This is a genomic window from Bradyrhizobium sp. LMTR 3, from assembly GCF_001693485.1.
Classification (GTDB): Bacteria; Pseudomonadota; Alphaproteobacteria; order Rhizobiales; family Xanthobacteraceae; genus Bradyrhizobium.
Map to the genome: position 1 here is coordinate 1 of NZ_MAXC01000023.1, position 20,826 is coordinate 20,826.

Here is a 20,826-nt window from a genome sequence, read left to right on the forward strand (position 1 = left end):
CCCCAATTTGCGCAGCACCAGCGTTCCCGCTGTCGCCACCCGCTCGATCAGCCAATCAGCACGCTCAGCAACCCGAATATCGCCAAAAGACATCGCATGCCTCCCGCCAAAATAGGTCGAAAGGCCTTGAATCACATTCACAAAATCCGGGGAATCACTTTCGGGGATCCCGTAGCCCACAAGGGGAGAGGGGAAGAAGCATCAAGAGAATGGCCGTGACTGCGATGGCAGCGGCGGCGGCGGCTTTATCGGGGGCGGCGGTTCGCGCCAGGCTCCGGCGGTGCGGCCCGCAATCAGCCAGTAGACGAGGCCGGCGACGATGCCTGCGCCGGTCATGATTTCGAGATGACGGCGCACGATACCATCGAAAGTCAGCGTCTCGGGGTCGAAGGGAACGAGGCCGAGATAGCAGGCCGCGCCAACAATCCCGCCGCCGACCGCGTATGCGAGCACGCTGCGGATGTAGAACGCTTCGGTGATGAGCACGACCACCAGCGCCGGCAGCAGCGCAAAGCCGGACAGGAAGATGAAGCCGAAGCCGAGCACGACATCCAGCGCGCCCTGGTCGATCGGTCCGCTGCCGAGATCGCTGAATTCCGGATACAGCACCGCGCCGACCACGATCATTCCCGCCACGAAGCAGGCGGCGAGGAAGGCGAACAGGATGACGAAGATGCGGCCGATCAGTGCCATGGCTCATGCACCGTCATTGCGAGGAGCGCAAGCGACGAAGCAATCCAACTCTCAGCAAGCCGAGAGATGGATTGCTTCGCGGAGCCTGTCATCCGGCGGCGCTTCGCGCCGACCGGGTGGCTCGCAATGACGGCACTGACCACCGCTCAATCCGTCATCGCCATGGCGCGCAGCGCCTGGCGCTCGCGCGCGGACAGCTTTTCGGTCTCCGACTTCAACTGGCCGCAGGCGGCGAGGATGTCGCGGCCGCGCGGCGTGCGGACCGGCGAGGAATAGCCGGCATTGAAGATGTATTCGGAGAATTTTTCGATCTGCTCCCAGTCCGAGCACTCGTAGCGCGAACCCGGCCACGGGTTGAACGGGATCAGGTTGATCTTGGCCGGAATGCCCTTGAGCAGCTTGACCAGCAGCTTGGCGTCGTCGAGGGAATCGTTGACGCCCTTGAGCATCACATATTCGAAGGTGATGCGCCGCGCATTCGACGAGCCCGGGTAATCGCGGCAGGCCTGCAGCAATTCGGCAATCGGATATTTTCGGTTCAGCGGCACCAGCTCGTTGCGCAATTCGTCGCGCACGGCATGCAGCGAAATCGCGAGCATGACGCCGATCTCCTCGCCGGTGCGGATGATGTTGGGTACCACACCCGAAGTCGACAGCGTAATGCGCCGGCGGGAAATGCCGATGCCTTCGTTGTCGGCTGTGATCAGCAGCGCGTCGCGCACCGCGTCGAAATTATAGAGCGGCTCGCCCATGCCCATCATGACGATATTGGTGACGAGGCGACTGCCGGTCGGCGTCTCGCGATCGGCCCAGTCGTTGAGGCGGTCGCGCGCCACCATGATCTGGCTGACGATTTCGCCCGCGGTGAGGTTGCGCACCAGCCGTTGCGTGCCGGTATGGCAGAACGAGCAATTCAGCGTGCAGCCGACCTGCGAGGAAACGCAGAGCGTGCCGCGATCGGTTTCGGGGATGTAGACGCACTCGACTTCATGTGCCTTCTGGAACGCATCGCCGCTCGGCAGGCGCAACAGCCATTTGCGGGTGCCGTCGTTGGAAACCTGCTCGGCCACCACTTCCGGACGATCGACGGTAAAATGCTGCTCGAGCTGCGCGCGCATGTCCTTGGAGACGCTGGTCATCTCCGCAAACGATTTGGCGCCGCGAAAGTACATCCAGTGCCAGAGCTGTTGCGTGCGCATCTTGCGCTGCGCCGGCGCGACGCCGATCTCGCCGAGCCGGTCGGCGATCTCCGCGCGCGACAGGCCGATCAGCGAGGGTTTTGCCGGCGGCACATAGGTTTCGAGTGGAACCTTCTCCAGCGGCGCCACGGGAACTATCGGCGTGGATTTCGTCTCTGTCGAAACTGCGGTCATCGTATTTCTGTTCTAGGGAGGTTTCTCCCTCATCCTGAGGAGCGGCGTCTTCGCCGCGTCTCGAAGGATGAGAGCCGGGCCTCACGGTTCGAGACGGCGCAAGCGCCTCCTCACCATGAGGGGAGACAGCTTCAAATAGGCCCTCCGAGGCCTCAAAACAACGTCGTTCCGGGCTAAAAGCGGGTCTAGCGCTTACAATCCTGCGCCAGCCGGTCGAGCGCCTGGGACAACCCCTTCAACGAGAAAACGTCCGTGGTCTCGGTGCCCTTGGCAGAGACGCCCTTGATGGTGACCTCGGCAGACTTGCGCATGGCCGCGACCATTTGCTCTTCCTCCGCGGCGTTCTTGATCCAAAGCCCATCGCCCTGAGTGTACATCGCGTAGGACGCGCCGCCGACTTCGAGCGAAGATTCCGAGCCCGGCTTCAGCGCGTAGCCGATCATGATCGAAACTTCGTTGACGACTTTTTCAGCCGGACGCGTCGAGACGAAAGCGTAGGCGGGATCGCGCGGACGGTTCGGCGGGTTGGTCTTCGACGACGACGGCTTCGCCAACGCGAAGCAAACCTTCTTGCCATTCGGCGTCGCGGTGTAGGCGCCCCAGGTCCCGTACTGACCGATCAAGGTAGGTTCCGCGCCGCCCGCGGCAGCAGCCGCTTCCGGCTTCTTTGCCGCTGGTGCCGGTGCAGGTGCCGCCTTGCCTGAGTCCTTGGCGCCCTTCGCAGCAGGGCTCGGTGTTTGCGCGAGGGCTGTCGTCCCGCACAACGCCGCTATCGCAACCAGAAATGCCAGTATTCGCAACACGGACAACTGGTTCCCTCATTATTGTGACTGGAAGATGGCCCGCGGGCGCATCGCGCCGCCGGGGATGGATAGCCGGGAAATGCTTTTTTGGGAAGGCAGTTACGGTGTTACTCACCGCCGTCGCGACGCTTCGTCCCTGATACCTTCGAATTCAGGGCGCGGGGGTCTCGACTTCAGTCCCTAGAACGGCGCTCGCGCTGCTTCTGCCACTGCGCATCGGTCCATTGCAGCAGATCCTCGGCGCCGGAACTGCGCAAATGCGCGCCGCCATCCTGCACCACCATCTCGCCATTGATGTATCCGGCCTGGTCGGAAATCAGAAAGCTCGCGAGATTTGCAAGTTCGCCATGCTCGCCAGCGCGGCCAAGCGGATTGCGTTGCGCCCAGCTTTCATCTCGGCCCTCGGGGCGGAGCTGACCCGACGCGCCGGGCGTCGGAAACGCGCCGGGCGCGATCGCAACCGTACGCACACCCTTCGGTCCCCATTCCACCGCAAGGCTTTTGGTCATCGCGAGCACGGCGGATTTCGCCATCGCCGACGGTACCGTGAAAGCGCGGCCGGTGATCGTCGAGGTCGAGAGTATGCTCAGCACCACGCCCTTGTGCTTGCTGTCGATCCAGCGCCTGCCCGCGGCGAGCGTGCAGTACATCGTGCCGTGCAGCGTCGGCGCCAGGATCGCATCCGCCGCGCGGAACGAGAGATGTTCGGTCTGCGCGATGAAGGTCGCGGCAGCATTGTTGACCAGCACATCGATCGGCGCCTCCCGCCAGATCTGGTCCATCATCACATTGACGGCCGCGCCGTCGCGGACATCGCATCGGACTGCAGCAACCTTGCCGCCGAGTTCACCGCGCATCTGCGCGGCAGTCGCCTCCAGCACTTCGAGCCGCCGGCCGCAGATGACGAGCTCTGCGCCAAGCTCGACGAAGCGGCGTCCCATCGCGGCTCCAAGGCCCGAGCCGCCACCGGTGACCAATATCCGTTTTCCGGCCAACAGGCTGTTTTCAAACATCGTTTGAATCCCCTCACCCGCGCTAGTCATGCGTCCGAATCGGATTGTAGCCCGGCTTCAAATCCGGCAAGAAGCAGTCAGCTCATCGTCGGTCCGAAAATCAGGTGTGTCCATGAAAGCCATTCTCTGCTCGCAATATTGCCAACCGGACGATCTCGTGCTGGCCGACGTCCCCGATCCGGTGGCCGAACCGGGACAGGCCGTGATCGCGATCAAGGCCGCGGCGCTGAATTTCTTCGACATCCTGATGATCCAGGGCAAGTACCAGATCAAGCCGCCGTTCCCGTTTTCGCCGGCCGCCGAAGTTGCCGGCGTGATCGAAAGCGTCGGCGCCGGCGTGACCGACCTGAAGGTCGGTGACCGCGTGGTGGCATCCTGCGGCCACAATGGCGCACGCGAAAAGATCGCGCTGCCGGCAAGCTCGATCGTGAAGATCCCCGACAATCTGGATTTTGACCGCGCCGCCGGGATCATCATCATCTACGGCACGGCGCTGCACGCCCTGGAAGATCGCGCCAGCCCGAAGCCTGGCGAGACGCTTGCCGTGCTGGGCGCTGCCGGCGGCACTGGCCTTGCGGCCTGCGAGCTTGGCAAGTTGATGGGCCTGAAGGTGATCGCCTGCGCGTCGTCGGACGAGAAGCTGGAATTTGCCAAGGCGCATGGCGCCGAGCTGACGCTGAACTACAGCAAGGAAGATTTGAAAGAGGGCTTGCGTCGGCTTACCGGGGGCAAGGGCGTCGACATCATCTTCGATCCGGTCGGCGGCACCTACGCCGAAGCCGCCTTGCGCTCGATCGCCTGTGAAGGCCGCTTCCTGGTGATCGGCTTCGCGGCGGGCGACATTCCGAAGATGCCGCTCAACCTCGCGCTGCTCAAGGGCTGCGATATCCGCGGCGTGTTCTGGGGAGCCTGGACCAGGGTCAATCCCGAGAAGAACCGCGCCAACCTGGAAAAGCTCGTGAAGTGGACGGCGGAAGGCAAGATTTCCTCGCATGTCGACCGCACCTTTCCGCTGGCACAAACCGCCGAAGCGCTGAAGGTGCTTGCCGGCCGCAAAGCGATGGGCAAGGTGATCCTGCACCCCTGAGGTGCGGGATCATCTGTCGGACTTAGTCGTCCACTAGGAAGAAGCGAGAGCGTCGGTGCGATGCGCGGACGCGGACCAGCAACGCGCCTTTTTTCGCGTCTGCGGCATGAATTTCATCTCACCGATATAGTTTCTCGGTAACAATGCGTGTTTTCAAACCGCAGGATGCCGCTTGTTTGCCTCAATCATACCAAAATATCTCCTCATTCCCACCAGCCGTCGTCGTTTTTTGAACCCATTCCGTGTGCGATTTTAACCATCAGTGAAGGGGCTCCTGTACGTCAAGAAGAGCAAGAAGTAGGTGCAGGGGGACGCCCGTCGTTGCGTTCAGTAGTGGGGAGCATCATCATGGCGGATAACACCAGGCCGGTTCAGGCGAGAGATCCGTTCGACAGGTTCGACGAAGCCATCAGCGATCCTCGGTTGTACGAGGCCGATCAATCTCGATATGAGCAGCTTCGATACGAGCAACCCCGATACGAACAGCCCCGATACGAACAGCCCCAGTACGAACAGCCCCGATACGAGCAGCCGCAATACGAGCAGCCCCAGTATGCGCAGTCTTTTGCGCCATCGTTTGAGCGGACAGATGTGCTGCCGGAGGAGCTCCCGCCACACGAGCCGGTGCCGCTTTTCCTCGCCAACTACGAGGAGGAGTCGCATCAGCAGCTTTCCGAATATACGTTCGGCAGCGGACGGTTCGGCAGCGGCGGCCTGAAGAAGGCGCGCGCCGGGCGCATTGTAACCGGCGTCGTGATCGTGTCGGCGATAGCGGCCGTTCTCGCGCTCTTTTCGATCGACTCGACCCGGGCCGTCATCTTCAACGCCTCGCTTGGCGGCGGTGGCGGCGGCATCGCGCCGCCAGCCGACCAGCTCGCCGCGGCGGTGCCGGAGCCCGCGCCGCAGCAGCGCGTTGCCGCGCCGCCGCTGGCCGCCGAGCCATCCGGTGCGGAGATGGCAGCCGCTCGCCGCTCGCCGCCCACCGCGCTGGCATCCGCATCGCCGACGCGCGACGAAATTGCCGCCGCCTATCAGAGCGCGCTCAAGGGCAAGCTCGCGGTGCCTGAGCCGGTAGCGCGCGAAGCATCCAACGACGTCGTCGCTGCGATCAATCCGGCGGCCCCGGTTGCTGCGGCCGCACCGGCGGTTCGTGAGCCCGCGCGCGAGGCGGCTCCGGCACGTCGCATCGATCCGGAGGAACTTGCGGCGCTATTGAAGCGGGCGAAGGGCCTGCTTGAGATCGGCGACATTACTTCCGCCCGATTATTGCTTGAGCGCGCGGCGGACGCGCAGGAGGCGGAGGCGGCATTGATGCTGGCCGGAACCTATGATCCGCAAGTGCTGGGCAGCCAGGATTTGCGGAGCGTCACGCCCGATCCGGCTGCGGCGCGGCTCTGGTACCAGAAGGCCGCCCAGCTCGGGTCGCCTGATGCAAAGCGGCGGCTCGGCCAGTTGCAGAACTAGGCAATTAATCAAGAAAATACTCAAGACCAGCGCAGAGGAAACCCATGCGACACTTACTGGGAATGGCATTGCTTGCCATAACGGTGACATGCAGCAATACGGCGGCCAAGGCCGCTGAGAAGGAATACGATCCGGCCAAGGTCAGCGAAAGCCTGAAGGCCATTTTCCAGTTCGGCTCAGTCGCCACCAAGCAGGCGCTGAACGCCAACACCGTCACACTGATCTCCGGAACGATCGGCGGCACCTACGTGCAGTTCGGTGCCGACCTGGCTTCCGTGCTCGACGATGGGAACAAGTTGCGCGTACTCCCCATCGTCGGGCGCGGTTCGGTGCAGAGCGTGGCCGACATCCTGTTCCTGCAGGGCGTCGACCTCGGCATCGTGCGCGCTGACACGCTCGACTATCTCGAGAACAAGGGCTTCGCGAAGGACATCAAGAAGCAGTTCACCTATGTAACCAAGCTCTTCAACGAAGAGCTGTACGTCCTCGCGCCGAAATCGGTAACCAACATCAACCAGCTCAGCGGCAAGCGAGTCAGCGTCGATCTTCCCAACGGCGGCACCTTCGTGACAGCGGCGATCGTTTTTGAGCGGCTCGGCCTCAAGCCGAACTTCCACTATATCGAGCAGCGCATCGCGATGGAGAAATTGAAGAACGGCGAACTCGACGCCGTGATCGTCTGTGGCGGCAAGCCGTACAAGTCGGTCAGCAACTTCAAGGACGACCGCTTCCACCTCGTTCCTGTCGACTATTCGCGGCCGCTGCAGGGCGACTATCTGCCTGCGGTGCTGACCTCGAAGGACTATCCCAACCTGATCGCGGAGGGTCAGAAGGTCGATACCATTGCCGTACCGGCAGTGCTCGCGGCATACAACTGGGCGCCCAACACGGAGCGCTACCGCAAGCTGTCCCAGTTCGTTGACGCCTTCTTCACCAAGTTTCCGACGTTCCAGAACCCGCCCTTCCATCCGAAGTGGAAAGAGGTCTCGCTCTCGGCGCCACTGCCCGGCTGGCAGCGCCTGCCGGTTGCCGAGCAGTGGCTCAAGACCCACAATATCGAGGCCGTGTCGCGCGCCAGGTTCGATGAATTCCTGAAACAGAGCCCAACGACGGCGGCCAGCGTCAGGACGGATGCGGACAAGGAAGCGCTCTTCAAGCAGTTCCAGGCGTGGGAAGCGGAGCGAAGCGCAAGGGCGCAGACTCGCTAGAGCGTTTTCCAGCGAAGCATGCCCTCGGACTTGATCCGTGGGTGGACACCGCTTCGCGTCAAGAAACGCGTCAAAACAAAAATCTGGAGTCCGGTTCTGATTCAATCAGAACCGGACTCTACGCGTCTTCCGGTGGAAGCCGGCGTCGGATTTGGTCCGGGACCGCGGCCGGTTCATCAAGGCCAGAAAATCAAAGGCCCGGTTCCGATTCAATCGGAACGGGCCTTTGGCATCCGCTATTCCGTCGCTTCATCAGCGTCGATCCCGCGCTTCAGCGCAGCGCGGGCGGCATCGCGATGCTCCTGCGTGATGTGACTTGCAACCATGCGGATGGCGGTGGCGAGCACAGCCGCATCGTCGGTGAAACCGAGCAGCGGCATCACGTCCGGCATGAAATCGAGCGGCAGGATGAAGTAGGCGACAGCGCCGAGCAGCGCCGCCTGGACGTGACGCGGCGTCTCTTTGTCGAATGCGCAATAGTAAGCCGCGAGCAGATCCTCGGCGAAAGGAAGCTGCGCTACCACCCGCTTGAGCTTGATCCAGAAGCGCCGGCGCACACTCTCGCGGTCCTGCGCCAGCCGGTCGGCCGGCTCAAAACCCGCGGTGTGATCGGACGATGCCATCGCGGCGCTCCCCTCGCATCCGGCGCGGCAGATCGCCGCGGCCAATATGTACGAATGAAGAATTGGGGATGTCCGCCCCACCCCGCAAGGTCGCGGCGAGGCGACCTCAGGCGACGCCCAATTGCCCGGCGATGGCGTTCATGGCCTTGGCCAGATCGATATCGCGCCCGGTGACGCCGCCGGCGTCATGGGTCGCCAGCACCACTTCCACCGTCTTGTAGACGTTCTTCCATTCCGGATGGTGGTCGCTCTTTTCGGCCACGAGGGCAGCGCGGGAGATGAAACCGAACGCCTCGTTGAAGTCCTTGAAAGTGAAGGTGCGGGCAATCGCATCCCGGCCGGCCGTTTCCGACCAGCCGGTCAGTTCCGCCAGCGCCGATTTTAGCGCTTCTGCCGATAGCCGTTCCGCCATGATCGCCTCCGCGCTTGAATCAGCCTGTCACTAACGCCAAGCCTTAACACCCAAGGCCGCTTCGGGGATCCCCCACACCTAAAATTGGCAAGCAAGGGGGTCCGATGGCGACCCCGGGCGCCGGTAACCATGACAGAGATGTAACAATGGTTCCGCGGGAAAATTTGCTAGAATATTAGGTGAAGCGTGCCGGCTGCGTGAAAATTCCACCCTCAAACCGACCGGGATTGATGACCGACGGCCCCCATTCTGCGGAAACGCCGGCCGCCCCCTCGCCCCGCTCTGCGAAACGAAGGCTGACATTCGTGACGCTGGCCGGCGTACTGGCCGTCATCGGCGCGCTGGCAGCCGGCTATTACTTTGCGATGCGGCCAGTAACGCTGCGGATCGCGGTTGGCCCTGCTAACAGCGACGATCTCAAGGTGGTTCAGAATCTGGCGCAGGCCTTCAATAATTCCCGAAACAGCCAGGTCCGGCTGCGTCCGGTGCAAACCGACGGCGCGCTCGCGAGCGCCAATCTGCTCGGCGAAGGCAAGGCTGATCTCGCCATCATCCGCGGCGACCTCGATGTGCCGAAGAACGCGCAGGCCGTGGCAACGCTGCGCAAGAACGTCGCCGTGTTATGGGTGCCGTCGGCCGGCAAGGCCAAGGCTGCCAGAGGCCGGAAGGCGGCGCCCGAAATCAAGAACATTACGCAACTCGCCGGCCGTCGCATCGGCGTGGTCGGCCGCACCCAGGCCAATGTCAATTTGCTCAAGGTGATCCTGCGGCAATACGGCGTCGATTCCGGCAAGGTCGAGATCGTTCAGTTTCCGGCCAACGAGGCCGCGGAAGCCATTCGCAGCCAGAAGGCGGATGCCTATCTCGCGGCCGGCCCGGTCAACAGCAAAATCACTTCGGACGCGATCGCCGCTTCCGCGCGCGAGGGCGGCACACCGAAGTTCCTGGTGATAGATTCGGCCGAGGCGATTGCGCAGAACCATCCCGCCTACGAGGCCGCCGACATCCCGGCCGGGACGTTTGGCAGCGCGCCGAGCCGACCCGAAGAAGAGATCAAGACGATCAGCTTCGCCCACCACATCGTTGCGAGAAGGGGCATTGCAGAATCGACTATCGCCATCTTTACGCGGCAGTTGTTTGCGATCCGCCAGACGCTGAAGAACGAATTTCCGCTGGCCGCCAAGATCGAGACGCCCGACACCGACAAGGACGCCACGCTTCCCGTGCATCCCGGCGCCGCCGCCTTTGTCGACGGCGAGGAAAAGACCTTTCTCGACCGTTACAGCGATTACATCTGGTGGACGTTGATGGCGATGTCGGCGATGGGCTCCGCCGGCGCGTGGTTTGCGGGCTACCTCAAGAAGGATGAGCGCAACGTCAACGTATCGCAGCGCGACCGGCTTCTCGACATGCTCAGCGCCGCCCGCCAGTGCGATTCGATGGACGAGCTCGACCAGATGCAGGCGGAAGCGGACGACATTTTGCGCCACACCCTGCTGTGCTACGAACACGGCACGATCGAGGAAGGAACGTTGACCGCGTTCAACATCGCGATCGAGCAATTCCACAACGCGGTCGCCGATCGCAAGGCGCTGTTACTGAGCATGCCGCAAAACCTGCAACGCGCCAGCGCGCAGTTCCGTGCGGCCGGCAACGCCTGATCTGCGAACCCGGTAATCGGGCCGTCATCAATTCCCTCTAGGTCTGGCCGCTCTATTGCGCCTAAACCTGGTCCGGAAGAGGCTTGCATGACATTCAGGATTTCCCGCAGCCGCCTTCCTGGAATTTCACGGCGCCATTTCCTCGCCACCGCCGGAGCAGGCGCCATCGGCGTCATTGCAACGCCTTATCTCAGCCGCGCCGCGGATCGGCCGATCGTCACTTCGGGCGTGCAATCCGGTGATGTCGGCACCGACGGCGGCGTGGTATGGGCGCGCGCCGACCGGCCCTCCCAAATGCTGGTCGAGGTCGCCACGAATGAATCCTTTGCCAACGCACGGGCTTTGCCGCCGATCGCAGCGCTGCCTGAAAGCGACTTCGCCGCAAAAATGTTGCTGGAGAACCTGCCTGCCGGGCAGGAGACCTTCTATCGCATCCGATTTCGCGACCTCGCCCATACGGGCATCGAAAGCGAGCCTGTGGTCGGGCGGTTCCGCACCGCGCCTGGCGACCGCCGCGACGTCAGCTTCGTTTGGGGCGGCGACGTTGCCGGACAGGGCTGGGGCATCAACCCGGATGACGGCGGCATGCTCACCTTCGCCACCATGCGCAAGCATCGCCCGGATTTCCTGCTGCACTCGGGCGACACCATCTATGCCGACGGCCCGATCAAGAGCGAGGTGACGCTTCCCGACGGCAAGGTCTGGAAGAACGTGACGACGCCTGAGAAAGCAAAGGTCGCCGAAACGCTCGACGAATTCCGCGCCGCGCACAAGTACAACTTCATGGACGCGCATCTGCGCGCATTCAATGCCGAGGTGCCGATCTTCGTGCAGTGGGACGACCACGAGGTCGTCAACAACTGGTCGTCGTCCAAGGAATTGCCCGCCGCCTACAGTGAACGCAACGTCGCCCTGCTCGCGGCCCGCTCAGCACGCGCCTTCCACGAGATGTATCCGATCCGCGCGAGCATCACGGAGCCGGGACGGCTCTACCGCACGCTCCGTTATGGCCCGCATCTCGACGTGTTCATGCTGGACGAGCGCAGCTATCGCGGACCGAATGGCTCGAACCAGGAGACCGCTTACGGGCCGGAAAGCTTTTTTCTCGGGCCGGCGCAGCTCGCGTGGCTGAAACGGGAACTGTTGAACTCGCGCGCCACCTGGAAGGTGATCGCATCCGACATGCCGCTCAGCATCATCGTCTATGACGATGCGCGCAACAGAAAAGGCTCGGAAGCCGTTGCACAAAGCGACGGCCCGCCGCGCGGCCGCGAGCTGGAGATCGCCGATCTCCTGCGTTTCATCAAGACGTCGGGCGTGGTCAACACCGTGTGGCTGACGGCGGATGTGCACTACGCGGCCGCCCATTATTACAATCCCGACAAGGCGCACTTTCAGGAATTCGATCCGTTCTGGGAGTTCGTCGCTGGTCCCTTGCACGCCGGCACCTTCGGCCCGAACGACCTCGACAACACGTTCGGACCCGAGGTGAAGTTCATCAAGACGCCGGGGCCCGGCCAACAGAATTTGCCGCCGTCCGCCGGAATGCAGTTTTTCGGCCACGTCAGGATCGACGGCGGCGGCGGACAGATGACGGTGACCTTGCGCGACCGCGCCGATGTTGCGCTGTGGTCGACAACGCTCGATCCGAAGCCGGTCTAATTGCTGCGCCGGCCGCAACCGCTCAAGGCATGACGCGGCTGTTCTTCAGCAGCGCCTCAAGCGCTTCGGTCGAACAGGGTTTTGGTAGCCGCGGCTTCGCCGCGAATACCGCCGGCAGCATGGCATCGGCGCCATAGCCGGTGACGAAGGCAAACGGAATCTTCAGCACCTCGAGCCGTTCTGCGACGGCAAAGCTTTTTTCGCGGATAAGGCTGACGTCGAGCAGCGCAAATTCCGGCGGCCGGTGGGCGATCAATTCGAGCGCTTTGGCCACGTTCGCGGCAATCCGCACCGTCTTCACGCCAAAACCCAGAATCGTATCTTCGAAATCGAGTGCGATGATCGGATCGTCTTCGACAACCAGCACGTCGCTGGGCATGCCGTCACGGGGGGCGCGGTCCATGTTCTCGCCATTTCAAACTTCATGATTTGATCAGGGACCCGGGCCGAAGCCCCGGAGGCTGCGGGCGGCCGACGCCTGTAAAAAGCGCATCTGCCGGTTCCGGAACTGAAACCACCACATGTCCGTTCTACCGTCTGTTCACTTGTGCACATATCGGCGGCAACAAGCCGATTATTGTCGTTTGGAGGAAACAAGGAACTTCCATGCTCACGCGACGAAACGGGGTGGCCGGCGAGCGGCCATTCAACAATCTGTTGCGCCGCTTGAATGACGCCGATTTCGCGTTGATCGAAGCGCATCTCGTCGCGGCCGATGCCAATCCGAATGATTTGCTCTACAGCCCTGGCGACAACGTCGAGACCGTCCATTTTCCCTGCGGCCCCAGCCTCGTCTCCTACATGGTCCCCAACGAAGATGGCCGCGATGTCGAAACCGTCCTGATCGGCCGCGAAGGCGCCGTCGGCGGGATCGTCAGCCAAGGGTTTCTACCGGCTTACACGCGCATCACAGTCAGGTTCGGCGGGCCGTTCGTGCGGCTGCCGGTCGGCCGGCTCGATGCGGCGAAATCGAAATCGCGCACGCTGAGCAACATTTTCGCGCGCTATGCCGATTGCATGCTGGCGCAAATCTTCCAGTCCACCGCCTGCAATGCGATCCATTCGATCGAACAGCGCACCGCCAAATGGATCATTTCGGCGATGGAGCGCACCGACGGCGATGACGTCGTGCCGCTGACTCATGAGCAACTGGCGACTCTGCTCGGCGTCGGCCGTTCCTACACCAGCCGGGTTATTCAGACTTTCAGGATGGAAGGCACGCTGGAGACCCGGCGCGGCTCGATCCTGGTCCGTAATCGGGAGACGCTGCGGAACCGGTCCTGCCGCTGTAACGAGGCGGTCAAAGCCCATTTTGACGAGGTTTTGCGCGGGGTGTATCCGGACCCCAAAAAGGGCAATTGAACCCGGCGCCATGCCCAAAATCGGCTAACCAAATGCCAAACGAACCATTGTTTTTTGGCGTTTTCTGAATATATTGCGCCGCAACGCGTAAGGTGTGCCCGGTCCTTTTGGCCGGGCTTCCTTTTTGGAGCCAGGTTTGAGCCATGGCCCCGTTCGCATCCCAGGTTTGAGCGCGATCCGGAAAAGTGGGTCCCGGTTTTCCGGTGAGATCGCCCTCCACATGCACGACCAGAAGAAGAGCCATGAACCTTCGTAACGTCGCCATCATCGCCCACGTCGACCACGGCAAGACCACCCTCGTCGACCGTCTGCTGCAGCAATCCGGCACCTATCGCGAGAACCAGAAGGTCACCGAGCGCGCGATGGACTCCAACGATCTGGAGCGCGAGCGCGGCATCACCATTCTGGCCAAGGCCGCCTCGGTGCAGTGGAAGGACACCCGCATCAACATCGTCGACACCCCCGGCCACGCCGATTTCGGCGGCGAAGTCGAACGCATCCTGAACATGGTGGACGGCGCCCTGGTGCTGGTCGACGCCGCCGAAGGTCCGCTGCCGCAGACCAAGTTCGTGGTCTCCAAGGCGCTCAAGGTCGGGCTGAAGCCAATCGTCGTGATCAACAAGGTCGATCGTCCCGATGCGCGCCCGACCGAAGTCATCAACGAGGTCTTCGACCTGTTCGCGGCGCTCGACGCCAGCGAGGAGCAGCTCGATTTCCCGATTCTTTACGGGTCGGCCAAGCAGGGCTGGATGGCCGACAGCCCGGACGGCTTGCAGGATGCCGGCATGCAGCCGTTGTTCGACCTGATCGTGCGCCATGTCGCGCCGCCGAGCGTCGAGCAGGGCCCGTTCCGGATGATCGGCACCATCCTCGAAGCCAACCCCTATCTCGGCCGCATCATCACCGGCCGCATCACCTCGGGCGCGATCAAGCCGAACCAGCAGGTGAAGGTGCTGGGCGCTGACGGCAAGACGATCGAACAGGGGCGTATCACAAAGATCCTTGCCTTCCGCGGCATCGAGCGCACCCCGCTGGATGAAGCCGAAGCCGGCGACATCGTCGCGATTGCGGGCCTGACCAAGGGCACCGTCGCCGACACCTTCTGCGATCCTTCCGTCGAGACGCCGCTGGTGGCGCAGCCGATCGATCCGCCGACGGTATCGATGTCGTTCATCGTCAATAACTCGCCGCTCGCCGGCACCGAAGGCGACAAGGTGACTTCGCGCATGATCCGCGACCGCCTGCTGCGCGAGGCCGAAGGCAACGTCGCGCTGCGCGTGGTCGAGGCCGCCGACAAGGATTCCATGGAAGTATCGGGCCGCGGCGAATTGCAGCTCGCGATCCTGATCGAGACCATGCGCCGCGAAGGTTTTGAACTCTCGGTGTCGCGTCCGCGCGTCGTGCTGCAGAAGGACGAAGCCACCGGCCAGTGGCAGGAACCGATCGAGGAGGTCGTGATCGACGTCGACGAGGAGCATTCCGGCGTCGTCGTGCAGAAGATGAGCGAGCGCAAGGCCGAGATGATCGAGATGCGCCCCTCCGGCGGCAACCGCCTGCGGCTGGTGTTCTACGCGCCGACCCGCGGCCTGATCGGCTACCAGGGCGAACTGCTCACCGATACCCGCGGCACCGCGATCATGAACCGCCTGTTCCACGGCTATGCTCCCTACAAGGGCGACATCCAGGGCCGCCGCAACGGCGTGCTGATCTCCAACGACCAGGGCGAAGCGGTGGCTTACGCGATGTTCAAGCTGGAAGACCGCGGCCCGATGATGATCGAGCCCGGCTGGAAGGTCTACAAGGGCATGATCGTCGGCGAGCACACCCGCGACAACGATCTCGAGATCAACGTGCTCAAGGGCAAGCAGCTCACCAACATCCGCACCACGTCGAAGGACGAGGCGGTGCGCCTGACGCCGCCGATCAGGATGACGCTGGAAAAGGCGCTGGCCTATATCGAGGACGACGAGCTGGTCGAAGTGACGCCGAAGTCGATCCGCCTGCGCAAGAAGTTCCTCGACGCCAACGACCGCAAGCGCGCGGAAAAGGCCAAGGAAGCGGTGGCGTAAGGCCAGTCTCGTGCCCCGGACGCAGCGCAGCGCGATAACAGTGCGCTGCTGAGCCGGGGCTCAAGCTCTACTCCCCCTCGTGCTTGGTCGGATCGTCACCGTCGTCAACCAGATCGATAGCGCCGTCCCTGTCAACCAGATCGACGGCCTTGCGCAGCGCAACGACGTGCGGGGCGCTATAGGTGTCGGGCTTGCGTTCGACGTCCCAGTAGGCGGTATGGGTGAAGAAGTCCGCGCCGCCTGCCGCCTTGGTCGATACTTCGAGATCGACGATGTGGTAGCCGAAAATCGGCGACAGCGCGCCGCCGATGGCGTCTCCCCAGAAAAGCTGAAACCGCGGGAAATAGATGTTGGTCCATCGGGTCAAGCCGAACAGGGCACCGTTATGAACCCGCCTGTTCCCCGTATTTGGGTCCCGGAACGTTAGCAAACCGTCCGCATCAAGCCGTTTTGGCGGGCAGGTCGGAAATTCTCTTTCTTCAACACGACGCTTGAAATCATTCTTGAGCCCGGCGTCAGCTACCTTGGCCGACGCATCGGCCTTGTCCTGACGCGTCGCGGCGCCGGTCTTGTCCTTGTCCTCACACATCAGGAAGTAGACGTGGGTCAGCGCGCTTCCCAACGTGACGTAATCGGTAACCAGCCAGCTTTTGGAGCGCTGTCCATTGGGCGATTGCACGGCCGCGGCGGCGGCGATGTTTGCGATCGCCGCTCGCGCCTTCGTCCGCAACGCCTTCTTGTCTGCGATCGACGCGCTCTTGTCGTCTGGCTGCCATGGCGCGCGGTCGATGTCGGCGAATTCTTGCCCAAGCTGGTCGACCGGCGGCAGCTCGCTGCAAATCCGGCTGAAATAGGCGCGCAGCATGTCGTAGGCGACCACGGTTCCGAGGCTGTGCGCAACGACGACGATCCGGTCGTATTGACCGCTGGTGTGAAGACGCTCCAGCGTGTCCACGGCATCCTTTCGGATCGCCCGGCGCACCGCGACATTGGCGGGCGAATTGCGGAAATAGCGCGCCGCATCGCCGAGATAGGGCTGCAGGAATGCGGCATTGACGATCAAATAGAGGCCAATCACGGCTGCGGCGGTGGCAACGGCCCACGGCGAGTTCAGCCCCCACACCCAACCCTTGACCACGGTCGAAATGAAGGCCGTCTCCGAATTCCAGTACCGGTCGGCAGCGACAAACCAGCCAAACAGGAACAGCGAAATGAACAGAGCCCAGCAGAAGGCGCGCAGCCCCTGCAGCCCCATGACCAGCCCGGTTGCGATGAACGCGGTCAGCGTAGGCAGCGCAATCAGCGTCACCAGTTCGGCGCCGTCAGGAATTCCGGGGCTGCCGGGGAAATGCCACGCAACCTCGAAGTAGCCGAGGGCCAGCAGGCCTCCGCCCGCCAATAGAACTGCAAACAGGACGATGAGCCGGAACGCCAGCCACCGGCACGCCACGGCAAAACCGACAAATATACTGGCGACGAGCAGCAGAAACGGCGCCACCAGCATGATCTGCGCGCTGTTTCCCGAGAACAGCAAGATGCCCCGCAGCACCAGCACTGCGAAGGAAAGATTCATCAGGCACAGGAAAATGGCCGCTGCCCACCAGAGCCCGTTCATGCCGAGCTTCATGATCGGACCCTTCCGGCAGAGCTCGTACAGCCAGAGCAGCACCGCAACCGCCCTGGTTTCACTCATCAGATGCGCCCAATACAGTTCGTGGAAATCGACGCTGCGATTATCTTTCGAGCCCGGCACCTTGTTGGTCGTCATGACGGACAGATCGATATCGGCGCCATCCTTTTGCGGATGCGTCCATACCCGCTTGTCCTTGTCGGCCGGGTTGTTGCGATCAAGCCAGATGCCCCGTATCACCCCACGCATTGTCTCCAGGGCGCGCTGGCTGCCGATGCCGTGAACGACGAGAACGGCGGTTCGCTTGCGTCTCGTAGCCGGATCCAACGTAGCCATGGCTGAAATCCATATCTGAAATGAGACAAGTGAATGTTGTATTCAACACAACTACAGAACGAGGCGCAAGTGATCCCATCGTTTCCACAGCGTCTCCACAGCGTCGCATCAACTGCCCGCCGCGGCCGACGTCCGCTTGCGGATCGATGCGCGAACGCGCCCGGATCGCCGACCCGGCATCGCCCCTCGTCAAGGGCCGGCTTCTAGCTTCGCGACGAACGTGCTAGAGCCTGCCGCATGACGTCTCTCCCCTCCTCAGTCGATGTCGCCATCATTGGCGCCGGTGCCGCCGGGCTCGGCGCGGCGAACGCACTGAAAAATTCCGGCCTCTCCGTCATCGTGCTCGAAGCGCGTGACCGGGTCGGCGGCCGCGCGCACACCATCATGGCCTCGCCTGACGTCACCTTCGACGTCGGCTGCGGCTGGCTGCATTCGGCGGATGAGAACTCCTTTGTCAAAATCGCCGAACAGCTCGGTTTCGAGATCAACAGGTCACTGCCGCCCTGGCGCGAGCGCGCTCACGGCAAGGCGTTTCCGCAGGCAGAGCGTGACGACTTCATGCACGCGCTCAATGCGTTCTACGATCGCGCCGAAGTAGCAGCGGCGGAAGCCGGGAAGAGTGGTCGCGACTGCGCCGCAAGCCTTTATCTTGAGCCCGGCAATCGCTGGAACCCGATGATCGATGCGATCTCGACTTACGTCAACGGCTGCGAGCTCGACCAGGTCTCGATCCTCGACATGGACGCCTATGAAGATACCGACATCAACTGGCGCGTCCGCCGCGGCTATGGCGCGCTGATAGCGGCCTATGGCGCCACGTGCCCGCTTGCGCTCGATTGCGCCGTGACGCTGATCGATCATTCCACCAAGCGCGTCCGCATCGAGACGTCGCGCGGCACGCTGACTGCCGACAAGGTGATCATCACGGTGCCGACCAGCCTGATCGCCGATGAGGCGATCCGCTTTCACCCGCCATTGCCCGAAAAGGTCGATGCCGCGCGCGGCCTGCCGCTTGGCCTCGCCGACAAGGTGACGCTGGCAGTGGATGAGCCGGAAGCGCTGCCCGTAGAGGGCAATCTGCGCGCCGCTACCATGCGCACCGAAATGGGCACCTATCACATCCGCCCATTCGGCCAGCCCTGCATTGAAGGCTTTTTCGGCGGCCGTTTCGCGCAATCGCTGGAGGACGCCGGCCCTGGTGCGCTGGCCGCAGCAAGCATCGACGAGATCGTCTCGATCCTCGGCAACGATTTTCGCCGCAAGCTGAAGCCGCTCGCGGAGTCACGCTGGGCGCATGACCCCTTCGCCCGCGGCTCCTATTCACACGCGCTGCCGGGACATGCGGGAGATCGCGAGGTCCTCGCCGCGCCCGTAGATGGCCGGCTGTTCTTTGCGGGCGAGGCAACCTCGCCGGAGTTCTTCTCGACCGCGCATGGCGCAAGGGATTCGGGTGAGCGCGCGGCGAGGGAAGTGCTGGCTGCGACGACGAAGCGCTGACGTCTACGCCGTTATTGCGAGCGAAGCGAAGCAATCCATCGCGCAGCATAACGGATGGATGGATTGCTTCGTCGCTTTGCTCCTCGCAATGACGGCTGAGGCGACGTTCTTTCCTACTCCATCACCCTTGCCCGCATCTCCGCGTCGGGCACAAAGCATTCCTCGTACTTCCCGAATATCCGATAGCGGTTTTTCGCCACGAGGCTGTACACCGCGTCGCGCAGCGGCTTCGGTACAGCAAACAGCAGGCGCGTCCATCGCCAGCCCGGCAGCATGCCGAGTACTGTCAAAGCGGCGTCCGATTTGAGATATGCGACGTCTCCATGCACCACCGCGTTGGTATCGGGATCATGAGGGTCGATACCAAACGCCTGCGCCAGTCGTGTGCCATAGGGCGACTGGATCGCGGTAAAACGAAACCCCCGCTCGACGTCGCGTTTCGCCACGAAGCGGACCCAGCGCGAGCAGAAGACGCAGACGCCGTCATAGAGGATCACGTCATCATCGGGCCATCGGCTGTTCATGCACATTCTTTGTTTGGACGCGTTTCCTTCACGCGAACCGGTTCCCACCCACGGATCAAGTCCGAGGGCATGCTTCGCTCGGAAACGCTATCTGTTATCCAATGTCAGCAGCGCCACCAGCATCAGCACGACCGCGGGTCCCGTCTTCACCAACGCGCCGAGCGGCTCGATCCAGAGGTCCGGCGTCAGGATTGCGGCGCCGATCATATAGCCGAGCGAGGCAATGATACCCGCCACCAGGCCAAATGCCGAGGTGCGGCGGAACGCGATCAGCACGCCGATGGTCATATCCATCAGGCTGGTGCCCACCGTTATGGGTGCGACGAGCGCCGGCGGAAAGCCGTGGCTGCGCAGGATTCCGGCCGCCGCGTCGTAGGAAATCACCAGCGCAATGAAGCCGGAGACGACCCAGAATAGCACGAGGCTTGCAATCATCAGCGCCTTGATCGGGAACAGCCGGGCGAACCATTTGTCCTGGATGGTCGCCACGCGTCTTCCCGCCATCTGCGCAATCGTCTTCGGGATGATGCCGGTGGCGGCCATCCAGCCCGCGGGGCTGCCGCTGACGCCGCGCCGCAGCTCCGCGATCGCCGTGGTCCGCATCGGCGGCGTCCAGCCGAGCAAGCTCGCGAGGTCGCCGAGCCTGGCGCCGAGATCGAGCAGGAATGCCGGCATCACAATGCGCCACCACCTGCCGGTGCCGAACACCTCGCGAAATTGGTCGATCACGTCGCCGAGCGTGACCGGCTGCTCCTGCATCAGGTCCCACGTCACCGCGTTCGCCTCGCCGGGATCGCGCGCGGCGAGCCAGGCAATCGTCGCCGCGATATCCTCCATGGCGACCGGCTGGAATGGCGTCAGCCGTTCGGCGGGCGAAAGATCGATCGGAAGCGCTGCGACCGAGCGCAGCATGGCGCTGCCGCCATAGGCGGCCAACGCCACCACGAAACCCGGCCGCAGGATCGTGTACGGGACGGCCGATTCAGCGATCAGCCGTTCGGCCTCGCGCTTGGTGGTGCTGAAGGCAGTGGCGTCGGTCTCGGCGGCGCCAGGAATCGAGATATGCACCAGCCGGATCGCGAGGCGGCTTTCGCGGATCGCCTGCAACAGCCGCGCGACGAATTCGCGATGCACGGCGGCGGTGTCGCTGCCGGGGCCGTCCTGCAGCACGCCGAGGCAATTGACGACGAGGCCGATGCCGTGATCGCGCAGCAGCCGCGCCATCGCCGCCGCATCCATCGACATGAGCGGCAGTTCGAGATCGAGCGCGCCGTTCTTCTGCGAAGCGGATAATCTTCGGGCGACGCCAACCACGCGAAATCCTCTCCCGCGCAGATCGTCGGTCACGAGGCGGCCGATCAGGCCGGAGGCGCCGAGCACGAGGATTTTTCGAATGTCGGCGTTCATGC

Annotated in this window: 18 protein-coding genes; 8 read left to right on the plus strand and 10 right to left on the minus strand. The window is 63.0% G+C overall.

The features are described from left to right. Nucleotides 1–201 precede the first annotated feature (201 nt). From LMTR3_RS17065 to LMTR3_RS17080, 4 genes are all read right to left on the minus strand, one after another. Nucleotides 202–693, minus strand: coding sequence for a hypothetical protein (locus tag LMTR3_RS17065; RefSeq protein WP_065746238.1), 492 nt, complete (start codon nucleotides 691–693; stop codon nucleotides 202–204). Between the two features lie 146 nt (nucleotides 694–839). Further along, nucleotides 840–2,066 (minus strand): dual-specificity RNA methyltransferase RlmN, encoded by a 1,227-nt coding sequence (gene rlmN, locus LMTR3_RS17070; protein ID WP_065746239.1) that lies wholly within the window; start codon nucleotides 2,064–2,066, stop codon nucleotides 840–842. Between the two features lie 185 nt (nucleotides 2,067–2,251). Then, the gene (locus tag LMTR3_RS17075) at nucleotides 2,252–2,875 is read right to left on the minus strand and encodes an invasion associated locus B family protein (RefSeq protein ID WP_065746240.1); all 624 of its coding nucleotides are present in this window, start codon (nucleotides 2,873–2,875) and stop codon (nucleotides 2,252–2,254) included. A gap of 167 nt (nucleotides 2,876–3,042) precedes the next feature. Next, complete coding sequence (locus tag LMTR3_RS17080; RefSeq protein ID WP_065746241.1) at nucleotides 3,043–3,882, minus strand: SDR family oxidoreductase; 840 nt, start codon at nucleotides 3,880–3,882, stop codon at nucleotides 3,043–3,045. Nucleotides 3,883–3,994: 112 nt separating this feature from the next. On the opposite strand from LMTR3_RS17080, the gene LMTR3_RS17085 reads away from it, so the two are divergent. From LMTR3_RS17085 to LMTR3_RS17095, 3 genes are all read left to right on the plus strand, one after another. Next, a complete protein-coding gene (locus LMTR3_RS17085; RefSeq protein WP_065746242.1) occupies nucleotides 3,995–4,969 on the plus strand; it encodes an NADPH:quinone oxidoreductase family protein in 975 nt (324 codons plus the stop codon). 348 nt (nucleotides 4,970–5,317) lie between these two features. Next, nucleotides 5,318–6,433, plus strand: coding sequence for a hypothetical protein (locus tag LMTR3_RS17090; protein WP_084029682.1), 1,116 nt, complete (start codon nucleotides 5,318–5,320; stop codon nucleotides 6,431–6,433). Nucleotides 6,434–6,477: 44 nt separating this feature from the next. Then, nucleotides 6,478–7,641 (plus strand): TAXI family TRAP transporter solute-binding subunit, encoded by a 1,164-nt coding sequence (locus LMTR3_RS17095; RefSeq protein ID WP_065746244.1) that lies wholly within the window; start codon nucleotides 6,478–6,480, stop codon nucleotides 7,639–7,641. Nucleotides 7,642–7,877: 236 nt separating this feature from the next. On the opposite strand, the gene LMTR3_RS17100 is transcribed toward LMTR3_RS17095, so the two are convergent. Both LMTR3_RS17100 and LMTR3_RS17105 read right to left on the minus strand, forming a co-directional pair. Next, nucleotides 7,878–8,264 (minus strand): YkvA family protein, encoded by a 387-nt coding sequence (locus tag LMTR3_RS17100; protein WP_065746734.1) that lies wholly within the window; start codon nucleotides 8,262–8,264, stop codon nucleotides 7,878–7,880. 106 nt (nucleotides 8,265–8,370) lie between these two features. Continuing rightward, nucleotides 8,371–8,676 carry a 4a-hydroxytetrahydrobiopterin dehydratase gene (locus tag LMTR3_RS17105; protein WP_065746245.1) on the minus strand — a complete coding sequence of 102 codons (306 nt, stop codon included), beginning with the start codon at nucleotides 8,674–8,676 and terminating at the stop codon, nucleotides 8,371–8,373. A 230-nt stretch (nucleotides 8,677–8,906) separates the two neighbouring features. On the opposite strand from LMTR3_RS17105, the gene LMTR3_RS17110 reads away from it, so the two are divergent. Further along, a complete protein-coding gene (locus tag LMTR3_RS17110; protein ID WP_084029683.1) occupies nucleotides 8,907–10,337 on the plus strand; it encodes a TAXI family TRAP transporter solute-binding subunit in 1,431 nt (476 codons plus the stop codon). Nucleotides 10,338–10,424: 87 nt separating this feature from the next. Continuing rightward, a complete protein-coding gene (locus tag LMTR3_RS17115; protein WP_065746246.1) occupies nucleotides 10,425–11,999 on the plus strand; it encodes an alkaline phosphatase D family protein in 1,575 nt (524 codons plus the stop codon). Between the two features lie 22 nt (nucleotides 12,000–12,021). Here LMTR3_RS17115 and LMTR3_RS17120 read toward each other — a convergent pair whose 3' ends face one another. Further along, complete coding sequence (locus LMTR3_RS17120; RefSeq protein WP_065746247.1) at nucleotides 12,022–12,402, minus strand: response regulator; 381 nt, start codon at nucleotides 12,400–12,402, stop codon at nucleotides 12,022–12,024. A gap of 203 nt (nucleotides 12,403–12,605) precedes the next feature. On the opposite strand from LMTR3_RS17120, the gene LMTR3_RS17125 reads away from it, so the two are divergent. Both LMTR3_RS17125 and typA read left to right on the plus strand, forming a co-directional pair. Continuing rightward, entirely contained in the window at nucleotides 12,606–13,361 is a 756-nt protein-coding gene (locus LMTR3_RS17125; RefSeq protein WP_065746248.1) for a Crp/Fnr family transcriptional regulator, read from the plus strand. A gap of 242 nt (nucleotides 13,362–13,603) precedes the next feature. Beyond that, nucleotides 13,604–15,430 (plus strand): translational GTPase TypA, encoded by a 1,827-nt coding sequence (gene typA / locus LMTR3_RS17130; RefSeq protein ID WP_065746249.1) that lies wholly within the window; start codon nucleotides 13,604–13,606, stop codon nucleotides 15,428–15,430. A 67-nt stretch (nucleotides 15,431–15,497) separates the two neighbouring features. Here typA and LMTR3_RS17135 read toward each other — a convergent pair whose 3' ends face one another. Further along, nucleotides 15,498–17,396 carry a hypothetical protein gene (locus LMTR3_RS17135; RefSeq protein WP_065746250.1) on the minus strand — a complete coding sequence of 633 codons (1,899 nt, stop codon included), beginning with the start codon at nucleotides 17,394–17,396 and terminating at the stop codon, nucleotides 15,498–15,500. Between the two features lie 237 nt (nucleotides 17,397–17,633). Between LMTR3_RS17135 and LMTR3_RS17140 the strand changes: the two genes are divergently transcribed. Further along, nucleotides 17,634–18,893, plus strand: a complete 1,260-nt coding sequence (locus tag LMTR3_RS17140; protein WP_065746251.1) for a flavin monoamine oxidase family protein — start codon at nucleotides 17,634–17,636, stop codon at nucleotides 18,891–18,893. 113 nt (nucleotides 18,894–19,006) lie between these two features. On the opposite strand, the gene LMTR3_RS17145 is transcribed toward LMTR3_RS17140, so the two are convergent. Both LMTR3_RS17145 and LMTR3_RS17150 read right to left on the minus strand, forming a co-directional pair. Continuing rightward, nucleotides 19,007–19,417, minus strand: a complete 411-nt coding sequence (locus LMTR3_RS17145) for a thiol-disulfide oxidoreductase DCC family protein (protein ID WP_065746252.1) — start codon at nucleotides 19,415–19,417, stop codon at nucleotides 19,007–19,009. Nucleotides 19,418–19,504: 87 nt separating this feature from the next. Beyond that, entirely contained in the window at nucleotides 19,505–20,824 is a 1,320-nt protein-coding gene (locus LMTR3_RS17150) for an SDR family oxidoreductase (RefSeq protein WP_065746253.1), read from the minus strand. Between the last annotated feature and the right edge of the window lie 2 nt (nucleotides 20,825–20,826).

Excerpts from the sequence above, each read along its gene's own strand:
- LMTR3_RS17065 (WP_065746238.1), bottom strand. The coding sequence starts at position 693 with ATGGCACTGATCGGCCGCATCTTCGTCATCCTGTTCGCCTTCCTCGCC.
- rlmN (WP_065746239.1), bottom strand. The coding sequence starts at position 2,066 with ATGACCGCAGTTTCGACAGAGACGAAATCCACGCCGATAGTTCCCGTG.
- LMTR3_RS17080 (WP_065746241.1), bottom strand. The coding sequence starts at position 3,882 with ATGTTTGAAAACAGCCTGTTGGCCGGAAAACGGATATTGGTCACCGGT.
- LMTR3_RS17085 (WP_065746242.1), top strand. The coding sequence starts at position 3,995 with ATGAAAGCCATTCTCTGCTCGCAATATTGCCAACCGGACGATCTCGTG.
- LMTR3_RS17090 (WP_084029682.1), top strand. The coding sequence starts at position 5,318 with ATGGCGGATAACACCAGGCCGGTTCAGGCGAGAGATCCGTTCGACAGG.
- LMTR3_RS17095 (WP_065746244.1), top strand. The coding sequence starts at position 6,478 with ATGCGACACTTACTGGGAATGGCATTGCTTGCCATAACGGTGACATGC.
- LMTR3_RS17100 (WP_065746734.1), bottom strand. The coding sequence starts at position 8,264 with ATGGCATCGTCCGATCACACCGCGGGTTTTGAGCCGGCCGACCGGCTG.
- LMTR3_RS17105 (WP_065746245.1), bottom strand. The coding sequence starts at position 8,676 with ATGGCGGAACGGCTATCGGCAGAAGCGCTAAAATCGGCGCTGGCGGAA.
- LMTR3_RS17110 (WP_084029683.1), top strand. The coding sequence starts at position 8,907 with ATGACCGACGGCCCCCATTCTGCGGAAACGCCGGCCGCCCCCTCGCCC.
- LMTR3_RS17115 (WP_065746246.1), top strand. The coding sequence starts at position 10,425 with ATGACATTCAGGATTTCCCGCAGCCGCCTTCCTGGAATTTCACGGCGC.
- LMTR3_RS17120 (WP_065746247.1), bottom strand. The coding sequence starts at position 12,402 with ATGGACCGCGCCCCCCGTGACGGCATGCCCAGCGACGTGCTGGTTGTC.
- LMTR3_RS17125 (WP_065746248.1), top strand. The coding sequence starts at position 12,606 with ATGCTCACGCGACGAAACGGGGTGGCCGGCGAGCGGCCATTCAACAAT.
- typA (WP_065746249.1), top strand. The coding sequence starts at position 13,604 with ATGAACCTTCGTAACGTCGCCATCATCGCCCACGTCGACCACGGCAAG.
- LMTR3_RS17135 (WP_065746250.1), bottom strand. The coding sequence starts at position 17,396 with ATGGCTACGTTGGATCCGGCTACGAGACGCAAGCGAACCGCCGTTCTC.
- LMTR3_RS17140 (WP_065746251.1), top strand. The coding sequence starts at position 17,634 with ATGACGTCTCTCCCCTCCTCAGTCGATGTCGCCATCATTGGCGCCGGT.
- LMTR3_RS17145 (WP_065746252.1), bottom strand. The coding sequence starts at position 19,417 with ATGAACAGCCGATGGCCCGATGATGACGTGATCCTCTATGACGGCGTC.
- LMTR3_RS17150 (WP_065746253.1), bottom strand. The coding sequence starts at position 20,824 with ATGAACGCCGACATTCGAAAAATCCTCGTGCTCGGCGCCTCCGGCCTG.